General features: G+C 74.8%; 14 protein-coding genes. 10 read left to right on the top strand and 4 right to left on the bottom strand.

Annotation, left to right across the window (positions count from 1 at the left end; translation table 11 throughout):
* Nucleotides 1-6 precede the first annotated feature (6 nt).
* Together IEZ06_RS04010 and IEZ06_RS04005 are read left to right on the top strand one after the other, a co-directional pair.
* Nucleotides 7-1,284 carry a D-arabinono-1,4-lactone oxidase gene (locus IEZ06_RS04010; RefSeq protein WP_189235273.1) on the top strand — a complete coding sequence of 426 codons (1,278 nt, stop codon included), beginning with the start codon at nt 7-9 and terminating at the stop codon, nt 1,282-1,284.
* A gap of 152 nt (nt 1,285-1,436) precedes the next feature.
* Nucleotides 1,437-2,282 (top strand): isocitrate lyase/PEP mutase family protein, encoded by an 846-nt coding sequence (locus IEZ06_RS04005; RefSeq protein WP_189235272.1) that lies wholly within the window; start codon nt 1,437-1,439, stop codon nt 2,280-2,282.
* 93 nt (nt 2,283-2,375) lie between these two features.
* Here IEZ06_RS04005 and IEZ06_RS04000 read toward each other — a convergent pair whose 3' ends face one another.
* On the bottom strand, nt 2,376-3,458 hold the full coding sequence (locus tag IEZ06_RS04000; RefSeq protein WP_189235271.1) for a S1C family serine protease: 1,083 nt from the start codon (nt 3,456-3,458) through the stop codon (nt 2,376-2,378).
* Nucleotides 3,459-3,589: 131 nt separating this feature from the next.
* The gene (locus IEZ06_RS03995; protein ID WP_189235270.1) at nt 3,590-5,074 is read right to left on the bottom strand and encodes an AMP-binding protein; all 1,485 of its coding nucleotides are present in this window, start codon (nt 5,072-5,074) and stop codon (nt 3,590-3,592) included.
* A 131-nt stretch (nt 5,075-5,205) separates the two neighbouring features.
* On the opposite strand from IEZ06_RS03995, the gene IEZ06_RS03990 reads away from it, so the two are divergent.
* The 7 genes from IEZ06_RS03990 to IEZ06_RS03960 all read left to right on the top strand — a co-directional run bounded on the left by IEZ06_RS03990 (nt 5,206) and on the right by IEZ06_RS03960 (nt 19,319).
* A complete protein-coding gene (locus tag IEZ06_RS03990) occupies nt 5,206-6,267 on the top strand; it encodes a hypothetical protein (RefSeq protein ID WP_189235269.1) in 1,062 nt (353 codons plus the stop codon).
* A 54-nt stretch (nt 6,268-6,321) separates the two neighbouring features.
* Nucleotides 6,322-8,577 carry an acyl-CoA dehydrogenase family protein gene (locus tag IEZ06_RS03985; protein ID WP_189235268.1) on the top strand — a complete coding sequence of 752 codons (2,256 nt, stop codon included), beginning with the start codon at nt 6,322-6,324 and terminating at the stop codon, nt 8,575-8,577.
* Nucleotides 8,578-8,777: 200 nt separating this feature from the next.
* A complete protein-coding gene (locus IEZ06_RS03980) occupies nt 8,778-10,439 on the top strand; it encodes a hypothetical protein (RefSeq protein ID WP_189235267.1) in 1,662 nt (553 codons plus the stop codon).
* Between the two features lie 482 nt (nt 10,440-10,921).
* Nucleotides 10,922-12,295 carry a glycosyltransferase family 4 protein gene (locus IEZ06_RS03975; RefSeq protein ID WP_373293797.1) on the top strand — a complete coding sequence of 458 codons (1,374 nt, stop codon included), beginning with the start codon at nt 10,922-10,924 and terminating at the stop codon, nt 12,293-12,295.
* Nucleotides 12,296-12,334: 39 nt separating this feature from the next.
* The gene (locus IEZ06_RS03970; RefSeq protein WP_189235266.1) at nt 12,335-16,483 is read left to right on the top strand and encodes an alpha-(1->3)-arabinofuranosyltransferase domain-containing protein; all 4,149 of its coding nucleotides are present in this window, start codon (nt 12,335-12,337) and stop codon (nt 16,481-16,483) included.
* Nucleotides 16,480-17,442 carry a cell envelope lipid trafficking protein PgfA gene (pgfA, locus tag IEZ06_RS03965; protein WP_189235265.1) on the top strand — a complete coding sequence of 321 codons (963 nt, stop codon included), beginning with the start codon at nt 16,480-16,482 and terminating at the stop codon, nt 17,440-17,442. Before IEZ06_RS03970 ends, pgfA begins: the two co-directional genes overlap by 4 nt.
* The gene (locus tag IEZ06_RS03960; RefSeq protein WP_189235264.1) at nt 17,439-19,319 is read left to right on the top strand and encodes a hypothetical protein; all 1,881 of its coding nucleotides are present in this window, start codon (nt 17,439-17,441) and stop codon (nt 19,317-19,319) included. Before pgfA ends, IEZ06_RS03960 begins: the two co-directional genes overlap by 4 nt.
* On the opposite strand, the gene IEZ06_RS03955 is transcribed toward IEZ06_RS03960, so the two are convergent.
* A complete protein-coding gene (locus tag IEZ06_RS03955) occupies nt 19,300-20,043 on the bottom strand; it encodes a class I SAM-dependent methyltransferase (RefSeq protein ID WP_229797760.1) in 744 nt (247 codons plus the stop codon). The two genes, IEZ06_RS03960 and IEZ06_RS03955, sit on opposite strands and share 20 nt — an antisense overlap.
* Nucleotides 20,044-20,159: 116 nt before the next feature.
* On the opposite strand from IEZ06_RS03955, the gene IEZ06_RS03950 reads away from it, so the two are divergent.
* Nucleotides 20,160-22,028, top strand: coding sequence for a hypothetical protein (locus IEZ06_RS03950; protein WP_189235263.1), 1,869 nt, complete (start codon nt 20,160-20,162; stop codon nt 22,026-22,028).
* A gap of 7 nt (nt 22,029-22,035) precedes the next feature.
* On the opposite strand, the gene IEZ06_RS03945 is transcribed toward IEZ06_RS03950, so the two are convergent.
* Nucleotides 22,036-23,250 (bottom strand): acyltransferase family protein, encoded by a 1,215-nt coding sequence (locus IEZ06_RS03945; RefSeq protein ID WP_189235262.1) that lies wholly within the window; start codon nt 23,248-23,250, stop codon nt 22,036-22,038.
* Nucleotides 23,251-23,309 lie beyond the last annotated feature (59 nt).

Here is a 23,309-nt window from a genome sequence, read left to right as displayed (position 1 = left end):
CGCAGGATGACCAAGACAGCGACGAACTGGGCGGGCAACATCGCCTTCCGCGCCGGACGGGTCCACCGCCCGTCCTCCGTCCCGGAACTGCGGGCCCTGGTCGCGCGGAGCGCGCGGATCCGCGCCCTGGGCACGGGGCACTCGTTCAACGACATCGCCGACTCGCCCGGCGACCTGGTCTCGCTCGCCGGCCTGCCGCCCGAGGTGGAGACGGACGCCGGGACCGGGACGGTGCGGGTCGCCGCGAGCGTGCGCTACGCCGAGCTGGGCCGCCGCCTGCACGAGGCGGGGTACGCCCTGCCCAACCTCGCCTCCCTGCCGCACATCTCCGTCGCCGGCTCCTGCGCCACGGCGACCCACGGCTCCGGCGACGCCAACGGCAACCTCGCCACGGCGGTCTCCGCGCTCGAGCTGGTCACCGCGGACGGCGATCTCGTGACCCTCTCCCAGGACGTGGACGGCGACCGGTTCCGCGGGGCGGTCGTGGGCCTGGGCGCCCTGGGCGTGGTCGTCGCGATGACGCTGGACGTCGTGCCCGCCTTCGGCGTGCGGCAGTACGTCTACGAGGGACTGCCGTTCGAGGCGCTGGACGACCACTTCGACGCGATCGTCTCCGGCGCGTACAGCGTGAGCCTGTTCACCCGCTGGAGCGGCCCGCTGGTCGACCAGGTGTGGGTCAAGCACCGGATCGCCCCGGAAGACGCGCGAGCCGGGGAAGACCTGCCCGACCTGTACGGCGCGCGGCCCGCGGACGGCCCGCGCCACCCCGTGCCCGGCATGTCCGCCGTCCACTGCACCGAGCAGCTGGGCGTGCCGGGACCGTGGTTCGAGCGCCTGCCGCACTTCCGGCCGGACTTCACCCCGAGCAGCGGGGAGGAGCTGCAGTCGGAGTACCTGCTGCCCCGGCGGCACGCCGTCGCGGCACTGCGCGCGCTGGACCGGGTCCGCGACCGGATCGCCCCGGTCCTGCAGGTCTCGGAGATCCGCACCGTCGCCGCCGACGAGCTGTGGATGAGCCCGTCCTACCGGCGGGACACGGTCGCGGTGCACTTCACCTGGGTCAAGGACACCCCTGCGGTGCTCCCGGTGATCGGGCTGCTGGAGGAGGTCCTGGAGCCCTTCGAGGCCAGGCCCCACTGGGGGAAGCTCTTCGCCACCCCGCCCGCCGTCCTGCGGTCCCGCTACGAGCGGCTGCCGGACTTCCTGAACCTGGTGCGCGGGTACGACCCGGCCGGGAAGTTCTCCGGCGACTTCCTGGAGCGGCACCTCCTGCGGGACCGCTGAGACGGCCTCGCCGGGCCCGGCGGTACGGGAGGCACCGGCGGGCCCGGTGCCGTGGTGCTCCGCGGGGCCGTGGAAGGCACAGGAAGGCCCGTGCCGTGGCGGCCGCCGGGCGTGTCCGGAAGCCGCAGGATCACACTGGTTTACTGATGACCATGATGAATCTTCGCGACAAGGCCGACCTTTTCCACTCGCTGCACACTCGGGACGGCCGCCCGCTGGTCCTCGCCAACGCCTGGGACGTCGCCAGCGCCCTGCTCGTGGAGGAGGCGGGTGCGGAGGCGGTCGCCACCACCAGCGCCGGGGTGGCGTGGAGCCTCGGCGCCCCCGACGGCGACCGGCTCGACCGGGACCGCGCCCTCGACCTCGTCGCGCGGATCGCCGCCGCGGTGCGGGTGCCCGTCACCGCCGACATCGAGAGCGGGTTCGGCGAGACGCCCGAGGCGCTCGCCGAGACCGTCCGAGGCGTGATCGAGGCGGGCGCGGTGGGGGTCAACATCGAGGACACGGTCCGGGACGGGGTCGCCCCGGTGCTGCGGCCGGCCGGGGAGCAGGCCGCCCGGATCGCCGCGGCCCGCGCGGCGGCCGACGCCGCGGGCGTGCCCTTCTACATCAACGCCCGGGTGGACGTCTATCTGCGCGGCGCCGGAGAGCCGGAGGCACGCCTGGCGGAGACGCTGGAGCGCGCCGCCGCCTACCGGGACGCCGGGGCCAGCGGGATCTTCGTCATCGGCGCGCCCGACTCCGGCACGATCGCCGCCCTGGTCAAGGGGGTGGGCCTGCCGCTGAACGTCCCCTGCGGACCGGGCGCGCCGCCCGTCGGAGAGCTGGCCGCCCTCGGCGTCGCGCGGGTCAGCGCGGGCGCGGACCTCGCCGCGGCCGCCTACGGCCTCGCCCGGCGGGCGGCGCGGGAGCTGTACGAGGAGGGCACCTGCACGGCGCTGGCCGGAGGGGTCGAGTTCGGCGAGCTCAACGGCCTCCTGGCCCGCCGGGAGGGCTGAGGCTCCGCTGTCCTCCTGCTCCGCTGTCCTCCTGCTTCGGCGGCGGTGGCTCCGGGACCGGCACCCTCCCGGTCGGCAGGCACGGGTGAGGGGTCATTCCTCGGAGAGCTCGCCCAGGGTGACGGCGACGGTCGGGGTGGAGCCGTCGGGGCGCAGGAGTCCCACCTTCGCCTCGTCACCCGGCTTGAGGGTGGCGAGCACCTCGGAGAGCGCCTGCGTGGTCGGGGTCTCGGTGCCGTTGACCGAGACGATCACGTCGCCCGGCTCGATGCCGGCCCGCTCGGCGCCGCCGCCCTCGGTCACCCGCATGACGCCGACGCCCACCGCGCCGCCCCGGCCGCCGACCACGGTCTGCACCGAGACGCCGAGCGCGGCCCGGCGGGTGTTGACGACCTTGCCGCCCTTGATGATCTGACCGGCGATGTCGGTCACGGTGTTGGACGGGATCGCGAAGCCGATGCCCGGGGCCGCGCCGCCGCCGAGTTCGGGGTTGGTGGCGGCGAGGGTGGGGATGCCGATGACCTCGCCCGCCAGGTTGACCAGGGCGCCGCCGCTGTTGCCCGGGTTGATCGCGGCGGAGGTCTGGACGGCGTTGGTGATCGTGGCGCCGGGCGAGCCCTGCGTCTGGGGTTCGCTGACCGTGCGGCCCAGCGCGGAGACGATGCCGTTGGTCACGCTGCCGGACAGGCCGAGCGGGTTGCCCATCGCCAGCACGATCTGGCCGACCCGGAGTTTCCCGGAGTCGCCGAACTTCGCCGGGGTGAGACCGGTGGGGTCGTCCACCTTGATCACGGCCAGGTCGCCGAGTTCGAAGGCCTCGACCAGCCGGGCGGGCCGGGGGGCGCCGCCGCTGGCCAGGGTGACCTCGAACTGCTCGGCCTCACCGATCACGTGGGCGTTGGTGACGATGTGGCCCGCGGTGTCGTAGACGACACCTGAGCCCAGCCCGGTCCTCGTGTTGATCTGCACGATGGACGGGAGCACGTCGCCGATGACCTTCTCGTAGGCGGCCTCCAGTGCCGCGGGCTCGCCCCCGGGGGCGGCGGGGGAAACGGGGGAGGCGGTGGCGGCTGGGTTTGCGGGGCTTCCGGCGGGCCGGGCGCCGATGTCCGCGCTGCAGCCGCCGAGCGTCACCGCGACGGCGGCGAGCAGTGCGAGATGCGCGAGTCTCTCCATGCGGGCTTACCTTCCCGGACCATGGGAAAAGATTACGATCCCGTCGCCGGTCGGGCCGCGGTCCCGTCGCCGGTCGGGCCGCGGTCCCGTCGCCCGTCGGGCGGGGAGACCCGGAAGGCCCGGAGGGCCGGTCAGGACGACAGGTACGCCTCGCGCACGCCGGTGCGGCTGAGCTTGCCGGTGGGCGTGCGGGGGAGCCGCTCGCGATACTCGATCAGCCGCGGGTGCTTGAGCCTGGCGAGCCGGCCGGCGCAGTGGGCCAGCAGGCCGGCGGTCAGGTCCGGGCCGGGCTCGGCGCCGGGCGCGGGCTGGACGAGGGCGACGACCTTGTGCCCCCACTCCGGGTCCGGCACGCCGATCACCGCGACGTCCGCCACCGCGGGGTGCTCCAGGAGCACCGCCTCCACCTCGGCGGGGTAGATGTTCACCCCGCCCGAGATGATCAGGTCGGTCCGCCGGTCGCAGAGGAACAGGTAACCGTCGGAGTCGAGGTAGCCGATGTCGCCGGCGGTGTAGAGGCGGCCGAGCATCGACGAGGCGGTCTTGGCCGGGTCCCGGTGGTACTCGAACCGGTTGATGCCGCCGATGTAGACGAGGCCGGGTTCTCCGGGGGGCAGCTCCTCGCCGTCCTCGCCGACGATGGAGAACCGCATGCCCTCGACCGCCCGGCCGACCGTGCCCGGCCTGGCCAGCCACTCCGCGGAGGAGACCATGGTGACCGCGGCGGCCTCGGTCGAGCCGTAGTACTCCCAGAGCACCGGGCCGAGCCAGTCGATCATCGCCTGCTTGGTGGCGGGCGGGCAGGGGGCGGCCCCGTGGTAGAGGTGCGTCAGGGACGACAGGTCGTACTTCCCCCGGACCTCGGCGGGCAGGGCCAGGAGCCGGTGGAACATGGTCGGCACCATGAACGTGTTCGTCACCCGGTGCCGCTCGACCAGCTCCAGGACCTCCTCGGCGTCGAACCGCTCCGTCAGCACGAGCGAGTGGCCGTACTGCAGCGCCATCATGGCCTGGCCGTACGGGGCGGAGTGGTAGAGCTGCGACAGGACCAGGTGGACGCCGTCGGGCGGCAGCCGGAAGTGGCGCCAGCTCTTGCGGACCAGGATGGGGAAGAGCTCCTCGGGGGTGACCTCGATCAGCCGCTTGCGCACGCCCTTGGGCCTGCCGGTGGTGCCCGAGGTGTAGAGCATCATCGACCCGGCCCGGCGCTCGGCGGGCGGGGTGGCGGGACGATCGGCGGCGAGCGCGGCGACCTCCTCGTAGCCGCCGGGTACGGCGTCGGCGTGCCGCTCGCAGCCGACCACGACGCGGGCCGCGCAGTCGGTGATGATGTAGCCGATCTCCTCGGCGGTGTAGTGCCAGTTCACCGGGACGAGGTAGGCGCCGATCTGGTAGGTCGCGAGCATCATCGTGATCGCGTCGACGCCGTTGGGCAGGACCGTCACCACGGTGTCGCCGGGGGTGACGCCGCGGGCGAGCAGCCCGTGGGAGACGCGGTTGACCCGGTCGTGCAGGTCGCCGTACGTCACCGGCGCGGCGTCGCGGCCGGGAGCGGTGCTTCCCAGGACGGCGGCGCGGGCGGGGTCGGCGGCGGCGATCTCGTAGAAGCCCCTCATGAGCGCGACCATACAGAACTAGATTCTGGTGTTGGAAGAGGGGGTGGCCGCCTCCGGTGAGGCGTGTGCTCGCGGCACAAGCGTGGCCGGAAACGGTGTGTCGGCCACCCAGCCGACGTAATCTGGCGGCCATGGCGGACGCTGACGGCACCTCCTCCGGACGCCCTCGGGACAGGCGGATTCCGTCCTACGAGGCGCCCACCACGCCCATGCCCGTCGTCCGCCCGGACGGGGACCCGGTCGTCACCCCGCGCGTGCCCCGGCGGCCGCGGGAGAGGGCGGACGTCCAGGTGTCCGGTCCCGGCCGGTCGGGACCGGATCCCGCCGGACCCGCGAAGGCCGCGTCCGGTGGTGGCGAATCCGGTGACGCGAGTGGTTCCGGTGACGGCGCCCGGCGGTTCCGCGTCGGGGCTCCGCCCGGCGGACGGGTCCTCCGGCGCGGGCTGTGGGCGCGGATCGCCGACATCCCGATCAGGCTGGTCTACAGCGCCGGGGCCGCCGTCGTGACGGTCCTGGCGATCCTCTCGGTCTTCGCCCTGTTCTCCGGCGACGAGCCCGCAGACCCGGTGCCGCTGCGCCGGCCCGTCCCGGGCGCGGCGCCGACGGCCGCGTCCGCCCCGCCGAGCGCGTCCCCCGCGACGGTCCCGCCGAGGCTCCCGGTCCCGCCGAGGTCCAAGCCCCTGGCGGCGCTGCCCGGCAGGGCGAGCCCGGTGGTCGGCGCGGTCGTCGACCAGGAGAGCGGGATCACCTACGTCAGGCTGGGGCAGCCGTGGGCGGACGGGCCGGTGCCGCCGTTCACCGCGGGCCGGCGGGTGGGCGGGGCGCGCCTGCCGCGCACGATGGCCGTCTCGCTCCCGCTGCCCGGCAGGACGCCGTGGACCGGGCCGCGGACCGACGCCGGTTTCCGCGCCGCGGCGCTGGGCGCGGTGCGGTGGGCCCTGCGCAACCACTATCCGCCGGGCGCCCGGGTCGAGTGGACCGCCTCGCAGCGGCCCGCCGCGGGCCGGGGCTGGGTGCTCGGCTACCGCGTCGACTACGAGCTCGGCGGCGCCCGGCGCAGCTCGCAGGCGGCGCTCGCGCTGCTGGAGACCCGCCGGGCCGAGCCGGCCGTGCTCCTGGTGACCGTACCCGACGGTCGCAAGCGGCTGTGGGCGGACATCGCGCCTCTGGTGAGGAGCGCCCGCGCGTTGTGATGGAAGCACCTTCTAGAATATGGTTCTGCTACTGAACCGTTTCTGGAGGCTGTCATGGCGATCGGGTTGAGTGAGGAGCACGAGGCGCTCCACGAGTCGGTGCGCGGCTGGGCCGAGCGGAACATCCCGTCCGAGGTCGTACGGGCCGCCATCGCGGCCGAGAGCGAGGCGCGTCCCGCCTTCTGGTCCGGCCTGGCCGACCAGGGCCTGCTGGGACTGCACATCCCCGAGGAGCACGGCGGCAGCGGGTACGGCCTGCTGGAGACGGCCGTGGCGGTCGAGGCCCTGGGCGAGCGGGTCGCCCCCGGCCCCTACGTCCCGACGGTGCTCGCCAGCGCCGCGATCCTCGCCGCCGAGGGCAAGGCCGCCGCCGAGCTGCTGCCCGGCCTCGCCGACGGCACGCTGACCGGCGCGGTCGCGCTGCGGGGCTCGATCTCCGGCGGGCAGGGCGCGGACGGCGCGCTGACCGTCGGCGGCACCGCCGAGTTCGTCCTCGGCGGGGCGCTCGCCGACGTCCTGGTGCTCCCGGTGCACACCGACCGGGGCGAGGTGTGGGTGGCGGTGGACGCCTCCGCGGCGACCGTGACGCCGGTCGGGTCCCTGGACCTCACCCGCGGCGTGGCCACGGTCGAGCTCGACGACGTCGCCGTGCCCGCCGACCGGGTGCTGGACGGGCTGAAGGGCTCGGCCGTCCTGAACCTGGCCGCGATCCTGCTGGGCGCCGAGGCCGCGGGCGTCGCGTCGTGGTGCGTGACCTCCGCCGCCGAGTACGCCAAGGTACGGGTGCAGTTCGGCCGTCCGATCGGCCAGTTCCAGGGCGTGAAGCACAAGGCCTCCCGGATGCTCGTCGCACTGGAGCAGGCCCGCGCCACCGTCTGGGACGCCGCCCGCGCGGCCGCGGGCACGGAACGGCGGGCGGACGCGGCGAGCGGAGCGGGTGCGACCACGGGCGCGGGCGACGAGCCGGCCTACGCCGCCGCGATCGCGGGCGTGACCGCCCCCGACGCCGCCGTGCAGTGCGCCAAGGACGCCGTCCAGATCTTCGGCGGCATCGGCTACACCTACGAGCACGACGTCCACCTCTACTACCGCCGCGCGCTCACCCTGCGCGCCCTGCTCGGCCCGAGCTCGGAGTGGGCCGAGTCGGTCGCCGAGCTCGCGCTGAACGGCGTCTCCCGCGAGATGGAGATCGAGCTCCCCGAGGACGCGGCCGCGCTGCGCGAGTCGATCCGCGCCGAGATCGTCGAGATCGCGCGGCTGGAGGGCAGGGAGCAGAAGCGGGCGCTGGCCGACGGCGGGTTCGTCATGCCGCACCTGCCCCGGCCGTGGGGGCGCGGCGCGAGCCCGCTGGAGCAGGTGCTGATCTTCCAGGAGCTCAGGGCCGCCAGGGTCAAGCTCCCGCAGATGATCATCGGCGCCTGGGTGGTGCCGTCGATCGCCGCGTACGGCACGCGCGAGCAGCAGGAGCGCTTCCTGCCCAAGACGCTCGCCGGAGAGATGATCTGGTGCCAGCTCTTCTCCGAGCCGGGCGCCGGGTCCGACCTGGCCGCGCTGCAGATGAAGGCGGAGAAGGTCGAGGGCGGCTGGAGGCTCAACGGCCAGAAGATCTGGACGTCGGTGGCGCACTTCGCCGAGTGGGGCATCTGCATCGCCCGCAACTCCTCCGAGGGCTCCAAGCACGAGGGCATCACCTACTTCCTGGTCGACATGAAGGCGCCCGGCGTCACCGTCCGGCCGCTCACCGAGATGACCGGTGAGAACCTGTTCAACGAGGTCTTCCTCGACGACGTCTTCGTCCCGGACGACCTGGTCGTCGGTGAGGTCGGCGAGGGCTGGAAGGTCGCCCGCAACACCCTGTCCAACGAGCGGGTCTCGCTCTCGTCGGGTTCGGGCGGCACCGGCGCCTCCGTCCCCGACCTGCTCGGCCTGGCCGGGCGGCTGGGCCGGGAGCTGAACCCGGCCGAGCGGCAGGAGCTGGCCCGGGTGGTCTGCGAGGGGCACTCGATCAACGCCCTCAGCCTGCGGGTGACGATGAAGCAGCTCGCCGGGGCCGAGCCGGGCGCCGACGCCTCGGTCCGCAAGCTGCTGTCGACCTCGCACGCGCAGCACGTCTCGGAGTGCGCGGTGGGGCTGCTGGGCGCCTCGGCGGCGCTGGCGGCCGACGTCAAGCTCGGCGACCCGGGCTTCTGGAACCGGGCCGTGCTCGCGACCCGCGCCATGACGATCTACGGCGGCACCACGGAGGTGCAGCTGAACATCATCGCCGAGCGCATGCTCGGCCTGCCCCGCGATCCGGAGCCGGGCAAGTAGCCCCACCGCCGCGGCCACCGCCACCACCCCGCCGGACACCACCGCCACCGCCGGACACCGCATCGTCGCCGGCCCCGGTACCACCACCGGGGCCGGTGATGCCCGGTGGCGGTGGCCGCGGTCGTGCCTGTGGTGGCGGCACGGAGGTTCCCGGGGCTGCCGTAGGGTCTGGCGATATGCGGACAGATCGGGCTAAAGCGGTGGCGCCCGCACTGCTCGGGCTGCTGCTCGGGCTGCTGGCGCTGGGGCCCGCCCTCGGCCCGGGGTTCGTGCTCCGCTACGACATGGTGTTCGTCCCGGATCCGCCGCTCGTCCTTCCGGGGCAGGGCTTCCCCCGGGCCGTACCCAGCGACCTGGTGGTCGCGCTGCTGTCGGCGGTGCTGCCCGAGCAGGCGGTGCAGAAGGCGCTCCTGCTCGGGATCTTCGTGCTGGCCGCGTCGGGGGCGGCGGCGCTCGTGCCCTCCGGGCGGCTCGGGCCGCGCCTGGCCGCCGCGGCCTTCTACGCCTGGAACGCCTATCTCGCCCAGCGGCTGCTGCTCGGCCAGTGGGCGCTGCTGCTGGGCGTGGCCGGGCTGCCCTGGGCGGTGCGGGCGGTGGTGCTCGGCGGGCGGCTGCGGCTCGCGGCCGCCCTGCTCCCCGCGGCCGTCGGAGGTTTCCAGGCCATGCTGGTCTCGGCTCTGACCGTCCTCGCCACCGCCGTGGCGCTGCCCGGCGGGGTGGCCGCCCCGGGGCGCGGTGGCCGCGCAGCGGGCGGTCCGCCGTCCCCGCGGCCGCTGCCCGGAGCGATGGCGCGGGCCCGCAGGGCGGGGGAGGCGGCGCTCGTCCTGGGCGTGCTGAGCCTGCCGTGGCTGGTGCCCGCACTGCTCAGCGGGGCCACGACCGATCCCGCCGGGGTGGACGCGTTCGCGGCCCGCGCGGACGGCCCGCTCGGCGTGGTGGGCAGCCTGCTCGGGCTGGGCGGGATCTGGAACGCGCACGCGGTGGTGCCCGGCCAGGAGTCCTGGTGGTCGGCGGGCGTGCGGCTGGTGCTGGCCGGGGTCGCCGTCTGGGGCTTCGTACGGCTCCGCGGTGACGGACCGCCGATCTCCGCCGCCGGAGTGCCCGCGTCCGGGCCGGGAGAGCCTCCGGCCGGGAGCCCCCCCTCCGGATCGGCGGGCCGCGGGGCTCCGCCGTACCGGGCGGGGCTGGCCGGGGCGGCGGTGGCCGGGCTGGGCGTCGCCTGCCTGGGGGCCTTCGCGCCCGGGGTGCTGAAGGCGCTGGTCGGCTGGTGGCCGGGGTTCGGGCCGCTCCGCGACGGGCAGCTCCACCTGGCCCCGTTCGCCCTGCTGCAGGCCCTCGGCCTGGCGTCGGCCGTACGGCTGCTCGCCTCCCGGGCCGCCGCCGTCGTCGCGGTGGCGGTGCCGGTGCTGGTGCTGCCCACCTTCGCGCTGGGGGCGTTCGGCCGGCTGGAGGCCGCCGGCTATCCGGAGGAGTGGCGGCGGGTCCAGGCGATCGTGAACGCCGACCCGGCTCCGGGAGCGCTGCTCTCGCTGCCCTGGGGGGCGCACCGGGCCTTCGCCTGGAACGGCGGGCGGGTGGTCCTGGATCCGGCGACCAAGCTGTTCGCGCGGCGGGTGGTCTGGAACGACGAGCTGCTGGTGGGACTGCCCGGCGGCGGCCGGATCCGGGTGGCGGCGGAGGACCCGCTGGCCGTCCGGGTCGCGGCGGTGCTGCGCGGTGACCCGGAGCGACGGGCCTCGGCCCTGGCGGGGCTCGGGGTGCGATATGTTCTCGAACACTCTTCCGAGAACGTGTTCCAGGACGGCGTGACCGTCTTCCGAGGTCGGGAGCTCAATCTCCTCCGCCTCGACTACCCGTCCTGACCTGGGACTATGCGGACCCTCAGGGCATACCGGAGGGTAACTTGCTTTGTCACGGTTTTACTAAGCCTATGGCTTATGAGATGAATCACGTTCTACTCTCGGCACACTGTCCGAATCTGTGAGGGAGAGCCCAGTGATACGCGTGCTCGCAGCACTGGCCGTCGGAGCGGTCCTTGCGGTCGGTGCCTCCGTGGCAGTAGTCAACGTGGCCGCGCCCACGCCGGAGCCGCCCAACAGGCCGTTGTACAACTACGGCGACAAGTGAACTCGGGGGCCGTCCGGCGGCCCCCGAGGGCACCTCTTCACCGGCCAGGCGGGGCCGGACATCGGTGATCAGCATGGGGCCTGACCTCGTCATGCCCTGATCAGCTAGGGGCGTGGCTTCGCCATGCCCTGATCCGGCCGTGCGCGCAGCACGCAGTGGAGGAGAGATCGTGGTCCTATCCCGTGGGAAGGCGGCCGCCGCGCCGCGCACATCGGCCGTGCCGTCCTCACCGCCCGCGCCGACAGCGCCGCTCGCACCGTCCTCACCGCCCGCGCCGACAGCGCCGCTCGCACCGTCCTCACCGCCCGCGCCGTACCCGCCGGCCGCGCCGCGGCCCCGGCTGAGTCTCGAGGCCGGGAGGCGGGAGGCCGGGGACGAGGCGGGGGAGGCCGCCGCGGGCCCGCTGGACGGCGTCAGGGTGGCGGTGCTGAACTTCCGGGAGCCGCGGCAGTCGGTGGCGGGCGGCGCGGAGGAGTACGCCTGGCAGGTCAGCCGCCACCTGGCCGCCCAGGGCGCGACGGTGCACTTCGCCACCAGCCGGGAGCCCGGCCAGGCCGGGAGCGAGCAGCTCGACGGCATCACGCTGCACCGGATGGGCAACCGTTACCTGGTCTACCTGCTCGTCCCGCTCTGGCTGCTGCTGCGCCGCCGCTCCTTCGACGTGGTCATCGACTCGATGAACGGCATCCCGTTCTTCTCCCCGCTCGTCGTGCGCCGCCGCACCTCGGTCATCTGCCTGGTGCACCACGTCCACGACCGGCAGTTCTACGCGTTCTTCCCCGCCTGGCTGGCCAGGATCGGCTGCTTCATCGAGGGGCCGGTGGCCCGCCTGCTCTACCGTCGCCGGATGACGGTGACCGTCTCGGAGTCCTCCCGGGACGACCTGCGCACCCGGCTGCGCTGGACGGCCCCGATCCAGGTCGTGCCCAACGGCGGTCCGGCGGTCCGGCCCGTCACGCGGCTGGCCGTCCCGGGCGATCCGGCCGTGGTCTACCTGGGCCGGCTGGTCGGCCAAAAGCGCGTCGAGCGCGTGGTCGGCCTCGCCGCCGAACTCGGGGAGCGCCGTCCCGGCCTGCACGTGCACGTCGTCGGGCGGGGGCCGGAGTCCGGCGCACTGGCCGCGTTCGCCGCCGAGCGGGGCGTCGCCGACCGCGTCCACCTGCACGGCTTCCTCTCCGAGCCGGACAAGAACGCCGTGCTGAGCTCGGCCCTGCTGAACGTGACGGCCTCGGAGTTCGAGGGCTGGGGCCTGACGGTGATCGAGGCGGCGGCCTTCGGCGTGCCCACGGTCGCCTACGACGTCGCGGGTCTGCGCGACTCGGTCCGCGACGGGGAGACCGGCTGGCTGGTCCGGGACGGGGAGACGCTGGCCGCCGCGGTCGAGCGGGCGATCGGCGAGCTGTCCGACCCGGCGCGGCGGGCGGAGATCCAGCGGGCGTGCCGGGCCTGGGCAGGGGAGTTCACCTGGGGGCGGACTGGCGCTACGATGACCAGACTTATCACCACAGATCTCTGTATATCTGACCGTCGACGCCGGTCCGCGGGCGCGGGCCGCCCGTCGGCCGGAGCCCCGACCTCCGTCTCGCCGTAAGTGAGACCGACCCTGCGTGAGCCCCGCGGTGACCTCCCGATGACCCCTGACAGCACGGCCGCCGCCTCCGTCCGGATGCGGCACCGGCTGCGCCTGCTGGCGGGCTGCCTGCTGCTGGGTGCCGTCGCGTTCAACACCTCGCCCGGCCGGATCATCTCCGAGACCAAGCTCGACATGGCGCTCAACCCGCTGGGCTTCCTGTCGAGGGCGGTGCACCTGTGGGACGGGGCCTTCTTCGGCCACCTGCAGAACCAGGCGCACGGCTACTTCTTCCCGATGGGCCCGTTCTACGCCCTCTTCGAGGCGCTGGACATGCCGCCGTGGAACATCCAGCGCCTGTGGATGACCGCGGTGCTGTGCGCCGCCTTCCTCGGCGTGGAACGGCTGGCCCGGGCGATGGGCATCGGCACGCCCGCGACCCGGATCCTGGCCGGCCTCGCCTACGCGCTGGCCCCGCACGCCGTCACGCTGATCGGGATCAACTCCTCGGAGTTCCAGCCGAGCGCCGTACTGCCGTGGATCATGCTGCCGCTGGTGCGCGCCGCCTCGGGGGACGTGAGCCCGCGCCGGGCGGCGGCCCTGTCGGCGCTGGCGTTCCTGTTCGCCGGCGGGGTCAACGCGGTGGCCGAGCTGGCCGTGCTGGCCGTCCCGCTGCTGTACCTGCTCACCCGCCGCGGGGGGCCGCGCAGGCGCAGGCTGCTGGCCTGGTGGCTCGCGTGCGTCGGCGCGGTGTCGATGTGGTGGCTGGTCCCGCTGCTGGTGATGGGGCAGTACATCTTCTCCTTCCTGCCCTTCATCGAGACGGCCTCCGCGACCACCGGCGTCACCTCGCTGCTCAACATCCTGCGCGGCACCTCGGGCTGGATCTCGTTCCTGGCGGTGGACGGCAACGCCTGGCTGCCCGCAGCCTTCGAGCAGGCCACCGCGCCCTGGCTGATCGCGGCCACCGCGCTCGCCGCCGGGCTCGGCGTCGCGGGGATCACCGCCCGGGGCACTCCGGAGCGGTCGTTCCTCACCGTCACCGCGCTGGCGGGGATCGCGATCCTCTCCTTCGGACACGCGGACGCGCTGGTCCACCCCTGGACCGAGGAGGTGCGGGCGCTGCTGGACGGCCCGCTCGCGCCCTTCCGCAACCTGCACAAGTTCGACGCCCTGGTACGGCTTCCGCTCGCGCTCGGCCTGGCCGCGCTCCCGCTGGCCGTCCCCGCCCGCCTGCGCGACCCCGCCCTCCTCCTCGCCTCGGGAACGCTCGCCCTGACCGTCGCACCCGTCGCCTTCGCGGGCGTCACCCCCGCCGGGGCGTTCAGCGAGATCCCCGCCTACTGGCGGGACGCCGCCGCCTGGCTCAACAAGCACACCGGGGACGGGATGGTGCTCGCCGCTCCCGGCTCGCGCCGGGGCGAGTACGTGTGGGGGCGTCCGATGGACGAGCCCGTGCAGTCGCTGCTGACCGTGCGCTGGGCCACCCACACGAACGTGCCCTGGGGATCGCCCGGCCTGGCCCGGCTGCTCCAGGCGGTCGACGAGCGCTTCGCCACGGGCGAGGGCTCGCCCGGCCTGACCTCCGCGCTGCGCCGGATCGGCGTCACCTACCTGCTCGTCCGCAACGACCTCGCCCGGGAGACGCTCGGTACCGCCTGGCCCGCGCGGGTCCACGAGACCATCGCCGAGTCCGGCGGCCTGGAACGGGTCGCCGCCTTCGGGCCGGAGATCGGGAACGCCTCCGGTTCCACCGCCTCCGGCTGGTTCGACCAGCCGTACCCCGCCCTGGAGGTCTACGCGGTGCCCGACCCGGCGCCACGGGCCGCCACCGTGCCCCGCGAGGGCGCGCTCCGGGCGACCGGAGCGCCGGAGGCCGCGCTCGCCCTGGCGGAGGAGGGACTGCTCACCGACGACCGCCCCCTGCTGCTGGGCGACGACCCGGGGGCGGGCACCGTGCCGCCGGGCGACACGGTGGCGACCGACACGCTGCGCCGCCGAGAGATCGTCTTCGGCGACGTGCGCCGGATCGGCACGGCGACGCTCACCGAGGAGCAGCCCCTGCGGCGGGGGACGGTCTCCGACCTGACGGATCCGGCGTGGCAGGGCGCCACCGCATCGGCCGCCTACTCCGGCATCGAGGACGTGCTCGCCTCCTCCGCGGAGTCGGACGTCACCGCCGTGGGAGAACGGCGCGATCCGGGACGGCAGCCGTACGCGGCGATCGACGGCGACCTCCGGACGAGCTGGCGCTCCGACGGGTGGGACGGCGCGGTCGGGCAGTGGCTGGAGGTGCGCCTCGTCGAGGACATGGAGATACCGCGGATCACGGTGGCGTTCGAGCAGTCGGTCGGACCACCGGTGGCGGAGATCGCCGTGGAGACGGCCGCAGGGACGCGCCGGGTCCCGGTGCGCCAGACGGCCGGCCCCCAGCCCGTCGTGCCGCCGGCCGGCCGGAGCTCCTGGCTGAGGATCCGGGTGACCCGGCTGGCGCACGACCCGAAGACCACCTTCGGCAACCGGGTCGGGATCGCCGAGGTGGCCGTCCCAGGGGTGAGGGCGGGCCGCAGGATCGTGGTCCCGCCGGCGGCCGGGCAGGACCCCGGCGCGGTCCTGCTCACCCGGCAGGGCGACGCGCCGGCCTGCATGCGGGGTTCCAGCACGTGGACCTGCTCGCCGCATCTGGAGATCCTGGGCGAGGACGGCTTCGGGTTCGACCGCGGGTTCACCGTCCGGGCGGGCGGGTCGCGGGTCGTCACCGGGCGGACCGTGCTGACCGATCCCGTCGCGGCCCGGCGGCTCACCGGCCTGCCCGGCGTCTTCCCGAAGGTGACCGCCTCCTCCACGGTCACCGACCACCCGGCGGTGCTCGGCCGCTCGGCCATGGACGGCGACCTGGGCACCCTCTGGTACGCCCACGGCGCCGACCGCGAACCGGCCCTGACCGTCGAACTCGGCAGGGAGACGACGGTCTCGCAGCTCCGGGTGCTCCTGCCGGACTCCTACCTGGGGCGGCCGCCGGTCAAGGTGACCGTGCAGGGAGGAGGGCGGACCGTGCAGGGCTGGATCGACTCCGACGACCTGGTCGCCTTCGCCCCGTTGCGCACCGACCGGCTGGTGATCCGGTTCTCGGCCTCCGCCGCGCGGCCGATCGAGGTGGCGGAGATCGCGATCCCGGGGGTCGCGCCCCTGGGATCACTGGACTCCTTCCCCCTCCGCCTGCCCTGCGGCGCCGGTCCGGCGCTCACCGTGAACGGCAACCCGGTGGCCACCGAGATCGTGGCGGGCACCCTGGGCGACGTGGTGAACGGCCGACCGCTCGGTTACCGCTCCTGCGAGCCGGTCGAGCTGGCGGCCGGGCCGGTACGGGTGGCCGCCGGCTCCGCCGACGCGTTCCGGATCGAGTCGATGCTCCTGCGCCCGTCCGCCGCCGCGCCGGAGAAGGCCGCCGGGACGGACGCGGTCCCGGTCAGCACCGAGGTCTGGGGACCGGGGGAGCGGCGCGTGCGCGTCTCCGCCGCCGAACCGTCCTATCTGGTGATCAACGAGAACTTCAACCGGGGGTGGCAGGCCCACCTGGACGGCGAGCCGCTCACCCCGGTCCGGCTGGACGGCTGGCGGCAGGCGTGGGAGGTGCCCCCCGGAGGGGGGATCGTGACCATGCGGTACGGACCTGACGCGGTCTACCGGGCGACGCTGTTCGGCGGGCTGGCCCTGGTGCTCCTGGTGGCCGCGGCGGCCTGCGTGCCCGCTCGCCGTACCGCGCGGCACCCGGCGGGTACGGGGCCCGCCGCCGTCCGCGCCGCCTGGATCTGGCCGCTCGCTCCGCTCGCGGGACTGTGGACCGGCGGCTTCGCCGGAGCCGCCGTCGTGTGCGCGGCGCTGGTCCTCCACGCCTGGCTGGGGACGGTGGCCGGGGCCCGGCACGCGCGCGGCGGACCGCTGCCCGGCATCGCGGGCGCGGTGACGGAGCCGTGGGCGTCCGCGATCCCGCTCGGCCTGGCCGGGGCGGTGCTGGCCGCCGGCAGGGCATCCGGTGGCGCCGCGGGAGCCGGGACCGCCGAACTCGTCGCGCAGGCGCTCTGCCTCGTCACGGTCGCCCTGCTGATGGCGGCGGCCGCCGTCCGCCGGAGCGCGCGGCCGGAGGCGCCGGACCCGGGACCGCCCGCCGTCGTGCGCCGGCCGGAGAAGCAGGCGGTGGACGCGTGACCTCGCGGCCGATCCCCTGGACGGCGGTGCTGGCCGCCGGCGCCTTCCTCGTCACCCTCGCGGCGCTGATGCGCTTCCACGTCTACGAGAGCGCCCTGCTCCTGCCGCGGGAGCAGGACAGGACCTACCGCCTGGCCACGGCGGACGGCGCCTACTTCGACCCGGGGACGCTCACCTCCCGGACGGGGGTCGTGCTCGTGGCGAAGGTGACGCTGAAGGGCGACACCACCGCGGGGGACGAGCGGACCGGGGTGTGGACGGAGTTCACCTCGATCGAGACCGGCGAGGGCCGGCGGATCGACTACCACGAGCGCCGGTCCGCCTTCGACCGCAGGACGGCGGCGGCGGTCGACTGCTGCGGGGGGTACGTCGACTCCGACGCCGGGGCGCGGCAGTCGGGGCTGGCGTTCCGGCTCCCCTTCCGCGCGGAGCCGCGTTCCTACCCGATGTACGACACGGTGCTGCGCCGGGCGGTCCCCCTGCGCTTCGAGCGGGAGGAGGACGTCCAGGGGGTGCGGACCTACCGCTACAGCTACACCGCGGGACCGGTCGAGGTCGAGGCGAGGGCCGGCGAGTTCCCGGGCCGGGCCATGGGCCTGCCGGGCCGGCGCGCGGTCGGCGTCTCCCGCTACGCCGAGGTGGCGCGGACGCTCTGGGTCGAGCCGGAGAGCGGCCTGACGGTGAAGGCCGAGGAGAGCCACCGGCAGGCCCTGCGCACGGTCGACGGGGCCGAGCGCAGGCTGGGCCTCCAGGCCCGGCTGACCATGGTCCCCGAGGACGTCGCGGCCCGGGCCGCGGAGGCGCGGGCCTTCGCCCGCCGGGTCCTCCTCGTCCGGGACGTGCTGCCGGCCGGGTTCCTCGTCGGAGGAGCCGCGCTGGGACTGCTCGCCGTACGGCTGCGCCGGCCGAGGCCTCCCGCGGAGCGGGAGGCACCCAGAACCGAGATGGAGACCGTGTGAGCGGTGGGACGGGCGCGCCGGTCGCGTTCGAGGTACGGCTGCCCCGGTGGGCCGGGCACCCCGCGGTCAGGCGGCACGCCGTGCCCGCCGCGGGACTGCTGCTGACGGCTCTGGTCACGGCCCTGAAGGCCGTCGCCCTGGGCGGCTCCTACTTCTTCGAGGACGACCTGGTGTTCGTGGCCCTCGCCGCGGAGGCGCCCTTGGACCGGGACTTCCTCACCCGGGTGCACATCGGGCACCTGATGCCCGGCGGGTACGCCCTGGTGTGGGTGATCACGAAGATCCACGCCCACGACTGGGCGCTGGCGTCGGCCATGATCCTGGTGCTCCACGCGGGCGCGGGGCTGGCCTTCCTCCGGTTGCTGCTGCTGCTGTTCGGCCGCCGCTGGATGGTGCTCGTCCCGCTGGTCGTGGCGCTCCTGGCCCCGGCGACGGTCCAGACGGTCACCTGGATGGCGGCGGCGGTCAACATCGTCCCGCTGCAGATCGCCCTCTGCCTGGCCCTGTGCTCCATGGTGCGGCTGGCGCGCGGCGGAGGGGCCCGGCACGGGGCGGCGACCCTCGCCTGGACCCTGGCGGGCCTGGTCTTCTTCGAGAAGGCCGTGGTCATCCCGGCCGTGCTCTTCGCGGTGACGGCCTGGTTCCTGGTCGACGGCGGCTGGGCGGCGGGCATGGGAGAGGCGCTGCGCCGCTTCCGGTGGCTCTGGGCGGGGCATCTCGCCCTGCTCGGCGGCTACAGCGCGTTCTACCTGTCGCTGCTGCAGGCGTCGGGCTCGACCGGGCTCGGGCCGCCCGAGCCGTCGGTGGCGGCCGACTACGCGCTGTGGTTCCTCGTCCAGACCGCTCCTCTGCTGGTCACCGGCGCTCCGGTCGGCTGGGCCGCGGGTGAGCCGATCGGGCCCGTCGTGGCCCCGTCGTTCGTCACGGTGGTCCTCGCCTGGGCGGTCCTCGCCGCGGTGGTCGCGGTGACGGTCCGCCACCGGCGGCGGGCCTGGCGGGCCTGGGTGCTCGCCGCCGGGTTCGTGGTGGCCGCCGACGGGCTGATCACCCTGCTGGCCCGGGCGAGATTCCACCCCGAGCACGCCTTCGAGAGCCGGTACATCGCCGACTCGGTCCCGGTCACGGCCCTGTGCCTGGCGCTGGCCCTCATCCCGCTGCGCGGGGAGGGCAGGCCGTGGCGGCTTCCGCCGTTCGCCGGGCACCAGGCGGTCGCCGCGGCCGCCGCGCTCTGCTACGCGGTCTCCGCCACCGTCTCGGCCGCCGGCTTCGTCGACCTGGTCCGGGAGGAGATCCCCCGCGGCTACTTCGCGAACGCCCGTACGGAGACGGCACGCCTGGAGGCCGGTGTCCAGATCTACCCGACCCTGGTCCCGGAGGAGGTCCTGTTCCCCTGGCACGGTGCGGACAGCCGGCTCAGTTCCTTCCTGGTGCCGCCCGCGCTGGCGGAGCCGGACCGGGAGAGGGTCCGCAGACCCGGCCCGGCCCACCGGGGCGTCACCTTCGACGAGCGGGGGCGGCTGCGCCCGGTCAGGATATTCGGCGGGATCGCCGTGCCGGAGGACCGGGACGGCGGGCGGCGCCGCTGCTTCCCGCTGGGAGCCGACCGCACGCTCACCGTCGGCCTGCGCGCGGAGTACCCCGGGCACGTCGCGAGGATCGACTACGAGACGCGCGGGCCCGTCGGCGTCACGGTGCACGCCGGTGCGGTGGCCACCCGGTTCCTGCTGCTCCCCGAGCACCGGCAGGCGTTCTTCCCCCTGCCCGTGCACCGGGAGGATCTGCGGATCACGGTGGATCGGGAGGGCGCCGCGCCGTGCCTGCGGGCCGTCGCGGTCGGGGCGGCGCTGCCGGAGGAGGTCAGCGGCGGCGCAGGATGAGCAGGAGGTTCCAGCTCACGATCTCGCGCAGCCCCGGCACGCGGACGACCGGCGTGGCCCACCCGGGGTGGTAGCGCGGCAGGGCGTCCAGGACTCGGACGTCCGGCTGCCGCCGCGCCCATCGCAGGGCGGCGCCCACCGAGACGGGGTAGAGGCCGGCGCCGTACACGTTCTTGGGCGGGCGGCCGTACCGGCGGGTGTAGCGGGCGGCGGCGCGGTGGCCGCCGAGGTAGTGCCACGGGGAGGTCTCGTGGCCGCCCCACGGGGAGAGCCAGTTGGTGAAGGACAGGTAGACCACCCCGCCCGGCCTGGTGACGCGGACCATCTCGTCGGCCATCCGCCACGGGTCCGGCACGTGCTCCAGCACGTTGGAGGAGAAGCAGACGTCCACCGAGCCGGTCGCGAGCGGGATGTCCAGGGCGCTGCCGAGCACCGCGCCCTCCGGGGCCGCACCCTGCCGGGCCATCATCTCCCCGGCGTCGCAGTCCACGCACACGGGCCGGGCGCCCGAGGCCCGCAGCACGTCGGTGAAGTAACCGGGGCCGCCGCCGATGTCCGCGACGAGCGCGCCGTCCAGGTCGGTGTAGGACGCCAGCTGGGCGACGGTGTCCCGGGCGAGCATGCCGTAGAAGAAGTCCGGGTCGCTCTGCTCCCTGCGGAAGGCGCGGAGCAGCCGGACCGACCGGCCGAGGGTGGCCCGGAACGGTGCCTGCGGAGTCTGCAATGCTGCTCCTCACCGCGGTGAACGAATCGGGTGCGCCGGAGCATAACAGCATGTATTGCCGGTGTCCTGACAGGACCATAGGGTGCTTGCGCGCCGTGGGACGAAGGAGGACGCAGGTGGGGGTCACGCAGACCGAGCGACCGCAGCCGCCGACGCTGCGGATCACCTTGCCCGGCTGGGCCGCGGGGCTGCGCGAGCCGGTGCTGCTGGGGGCGGTCTCGCTCATCGCGATCTCGCTCGTGCTGCGCGCGCTGATCCTGAAGGACTCCTATTTCGTGGAGGACGACCTGCTCTTCGTGGGCAACGCCTACGAGAGCGGTCTGACCCCCGATTTCGTGACGCGCGTCCACAAGGGCCACTTCATGCCCGGCGCCCTCGCGCTGACCTGGGTGCTCTCGCGGATCGCGCCGTACGACTGGCTGCTGGTGGCCACCGTCACCTTCCTCGCCCAGGGGCTGCTCGGCGTGCTGGCGCTGCGGTTGCTGCGGTCGCTGTTCGGCACCCGCCCGGCGGTGCTGCTGCCGCTGGCGGTGCTGCTGCTCTGCCCGCTGACGGTGCCGCCGCTCGGCTGGTGGGCGTCCGCGCTCAACGCGGTCCCGCTCCAGCTCGCGATGGTGCTCGCGCTGACCGCGCAGGTGCGTTTCGCGCGGGGCGAGGGAGCCCGGTACGGCCGGCACGCGATGGCCTGGACCGTGATGGGCATGGCCTTCAGCACCAAGGGCGTCTTCGTCGCCTTCCTGCTCTTCGCCGTGACCACCGCGTTCCTGCGCGACCGGGAGGCCGGCTGGATCCGGTCCATGCTCGCCGAGCTCGGGCGGCACCGCCGCCTGTGGGGCGCGTACGCGGTGCTGCTGGCCGCCTACACCGCGCTCTACCTCGCCCGCCGGGACACCGCACCGGGGGAGGGCGCGTCGACGCCCAGACTCGACGTCGCGGTGGACCTGGTCGGGCTCATGCTGGGCCGTACCTTCCCCAGCGGGGCGGTCGGCGGCCCGTTCACCTGGAGCCCGGTCACCCCGGCCGGGGGGATGGCGGGTCCGTCGGACGTCGTGGTCGCGGTCTCCTGGCTGGTGCTGGCCGCCCTGGTGGCGGTCACGGTCGCCTACCGGCGGCGGGCGCTGCGGGTGTGGGTGATCCTGGCGGGCTATCTGGTGCTCGCCGACGCGGTCCCCACGGTCATCGCCCGGGGCGGCCACGTGGCGCTGGTCGGAGCGGAGGCCCGCTACGTGGCGGACGCCGTGGTCGTGTTCGCGGTCGGCCTGGGACTGGCGCTGCTGCCGCTGAGGGGGGAGACGGACGCGTACCGCCGTCCGCTGCCCGGCAGGTCCGCGCTGTCCCTGGCGGCCGGGCTGGCCGCCGGGGCCTATCTGGTGGCGTCGGTGGTCTCGACCGAGGCGTACCGGGCGACGCTCAGCGGCGACCGGGTCCGGGCCTATCTGGAGACCGTCGCCGCGGAGCTCGCCCGGGTGCCGGACGACGTCGTGATCTATCCGGCACCGGTGCCCGACGACATCGTGCTGCCGCTGAACGGGGACCGGCGGCTCAGCGACCGCCTGCTCGCCCCGCTGGCCCGTCCCGCGATCCGGACCAGGATGGCCCATCCCGAGCCCAGCCACGAGGCCGTGGTCTTCGGGAAGGACGGGCGGCTGGCGAGGATGAGCATCTTCGGCTTCTTCCGGACCCCGGCACAGGGGGAGGGCTGCCTGCGCTCGGTGGACGGCGCCGTGGTCCTGCCCGAGGCGGTCTCGGAGAACCGGCGGGGCTTCGCGGGCGCGCTGTCCTACGCCGCCGACCGGCCGCTCTCGGCGACCGTCGAGATCGGCGGGGAGCAGATCGTGCTCAACCTCAGGCGGACGCCGGGTGACCGCGTCCACTTCCCGGTGAGCGGGTCCGGCCGGGGGATGCGGGTGGTGATGGACGATCCGGCCGCGCAGGTCTGCGTGACCGGCGTGGCGCTGGGCGTCCCGAAGGCCGAGGGCGAGTAGCCCTCCCTCAACGCCTCACCAGGGCGTTCAGCCGCTGGGAGGGCCGCTCCACGAGCAGGTAGGTCAGCGTGGCCAGGCCCACCGTGAGGGCGGTGACGGGCACCAGGTTGGCGAGCAGGTCGCCGGTGAAGGGCTGCTGCCCGGTGAACCCGTACCACGCGTAGATCGCCACGAACTGCCAGAGGAAGACGCCGTAGGAGATGCGGCCGAGGAAGCGCATCACCGGATTGCCCAGCAGGCGCCTGACGGGGGAGTCGCCCGGAGGCAGCAGCGCGGCCGGGGCGAGCAGGCAGAAGGCGACGACGGTGTAGAGGACCAGTTCGGACAGGCCCGACCAGACGCCCTCGACGCCGAGGAACCGGTCACCGGTCACCGGAGAGGCCGCGACGGCGTAGGCGAGGGCCGCGACCAGCCACCAGGAGCCGGGGGAGGCGGCGACCCCCCGGCTGAAGCGCCCGGCCGGGCCGTCCGGCCGGGCCTGCGCCCAGGCCAGGGCGACGGCCAGCGCCATGCCCGCGGTGAAGTAGACGGCCGAACGGGGCGGCCAGATGGACAGCTGCGGCCGGTACTGCGGGTAGTGGGTCAGCAGCGTCCAGACGAAGGACGTCGCCGCCAGTGCGCCCAGGCAGGCCAGGAGCCGCCGTGCCCGCCGGTCGGCGTCGGCGGACCCGCGCCGGGCGAACGCCGCCGCTCCGGCCGCGATCAGGGGCAGCGCGACGTAGAACGCCGCCTCCACCGACAGGCTCCACATCTGCGCCAGGCCCTTGGGGCCCAGACCGTGCCACCACGGCTCGGCGCTGTAGTTCTGGTTCAAGGTGAGGAGCTTGAACCAGCTCCATGCGTCGGTCAGGTGATCACGTGACCACAGGAGGAGGGCGGCCGCGACCACCAGCCAGTAGGCGGGCAGGATGCGCACGGCCCGCCGCCAGAGATAGGCGCGGGTGCGCGGGGCCGGCCGCCCGCCCAGCGCCGCGGCGGCGAAGGGGCGGTAGAGCAGCAGACCCGAGAGCGCGAAGAAGATCGGCACGGCCACGTCGCCGCGCGACAGCAGCGCCCCGGTGAACCCCTCCCGCAGCGCGGCGCCGGTCTCGTTCGCCACGTGGTAGACGAGCACGGTGAACGAGGCCACCGCGCGCACCCCGTCGAGGGCGTCCAGACGGCCGCCGGCGCCGGCCGCCTCCTGGCGGACGACGGGGCCGACGGCGGGGCGGACGGGGGGCACCGACCTAGAACTTGTTTCGGTCACTTTTCCGCATCCCTGGTGACGTGGGTGATCGGCGT

This window comes from Planomonospora antibiotica, from assembly GCF_014647955.1.
Taxonomy (GTDB): Bacteria; Actinomycetota; Actinomycetes; order Streptosporangiales; family Streptosporangiaceae; genus Planomonospora; species Planomonospora parontospora.
Note: the sequence above shows the minus strand (reverse complement) of the source record. Positions and strands in the feature narration are given on the sequence as shown.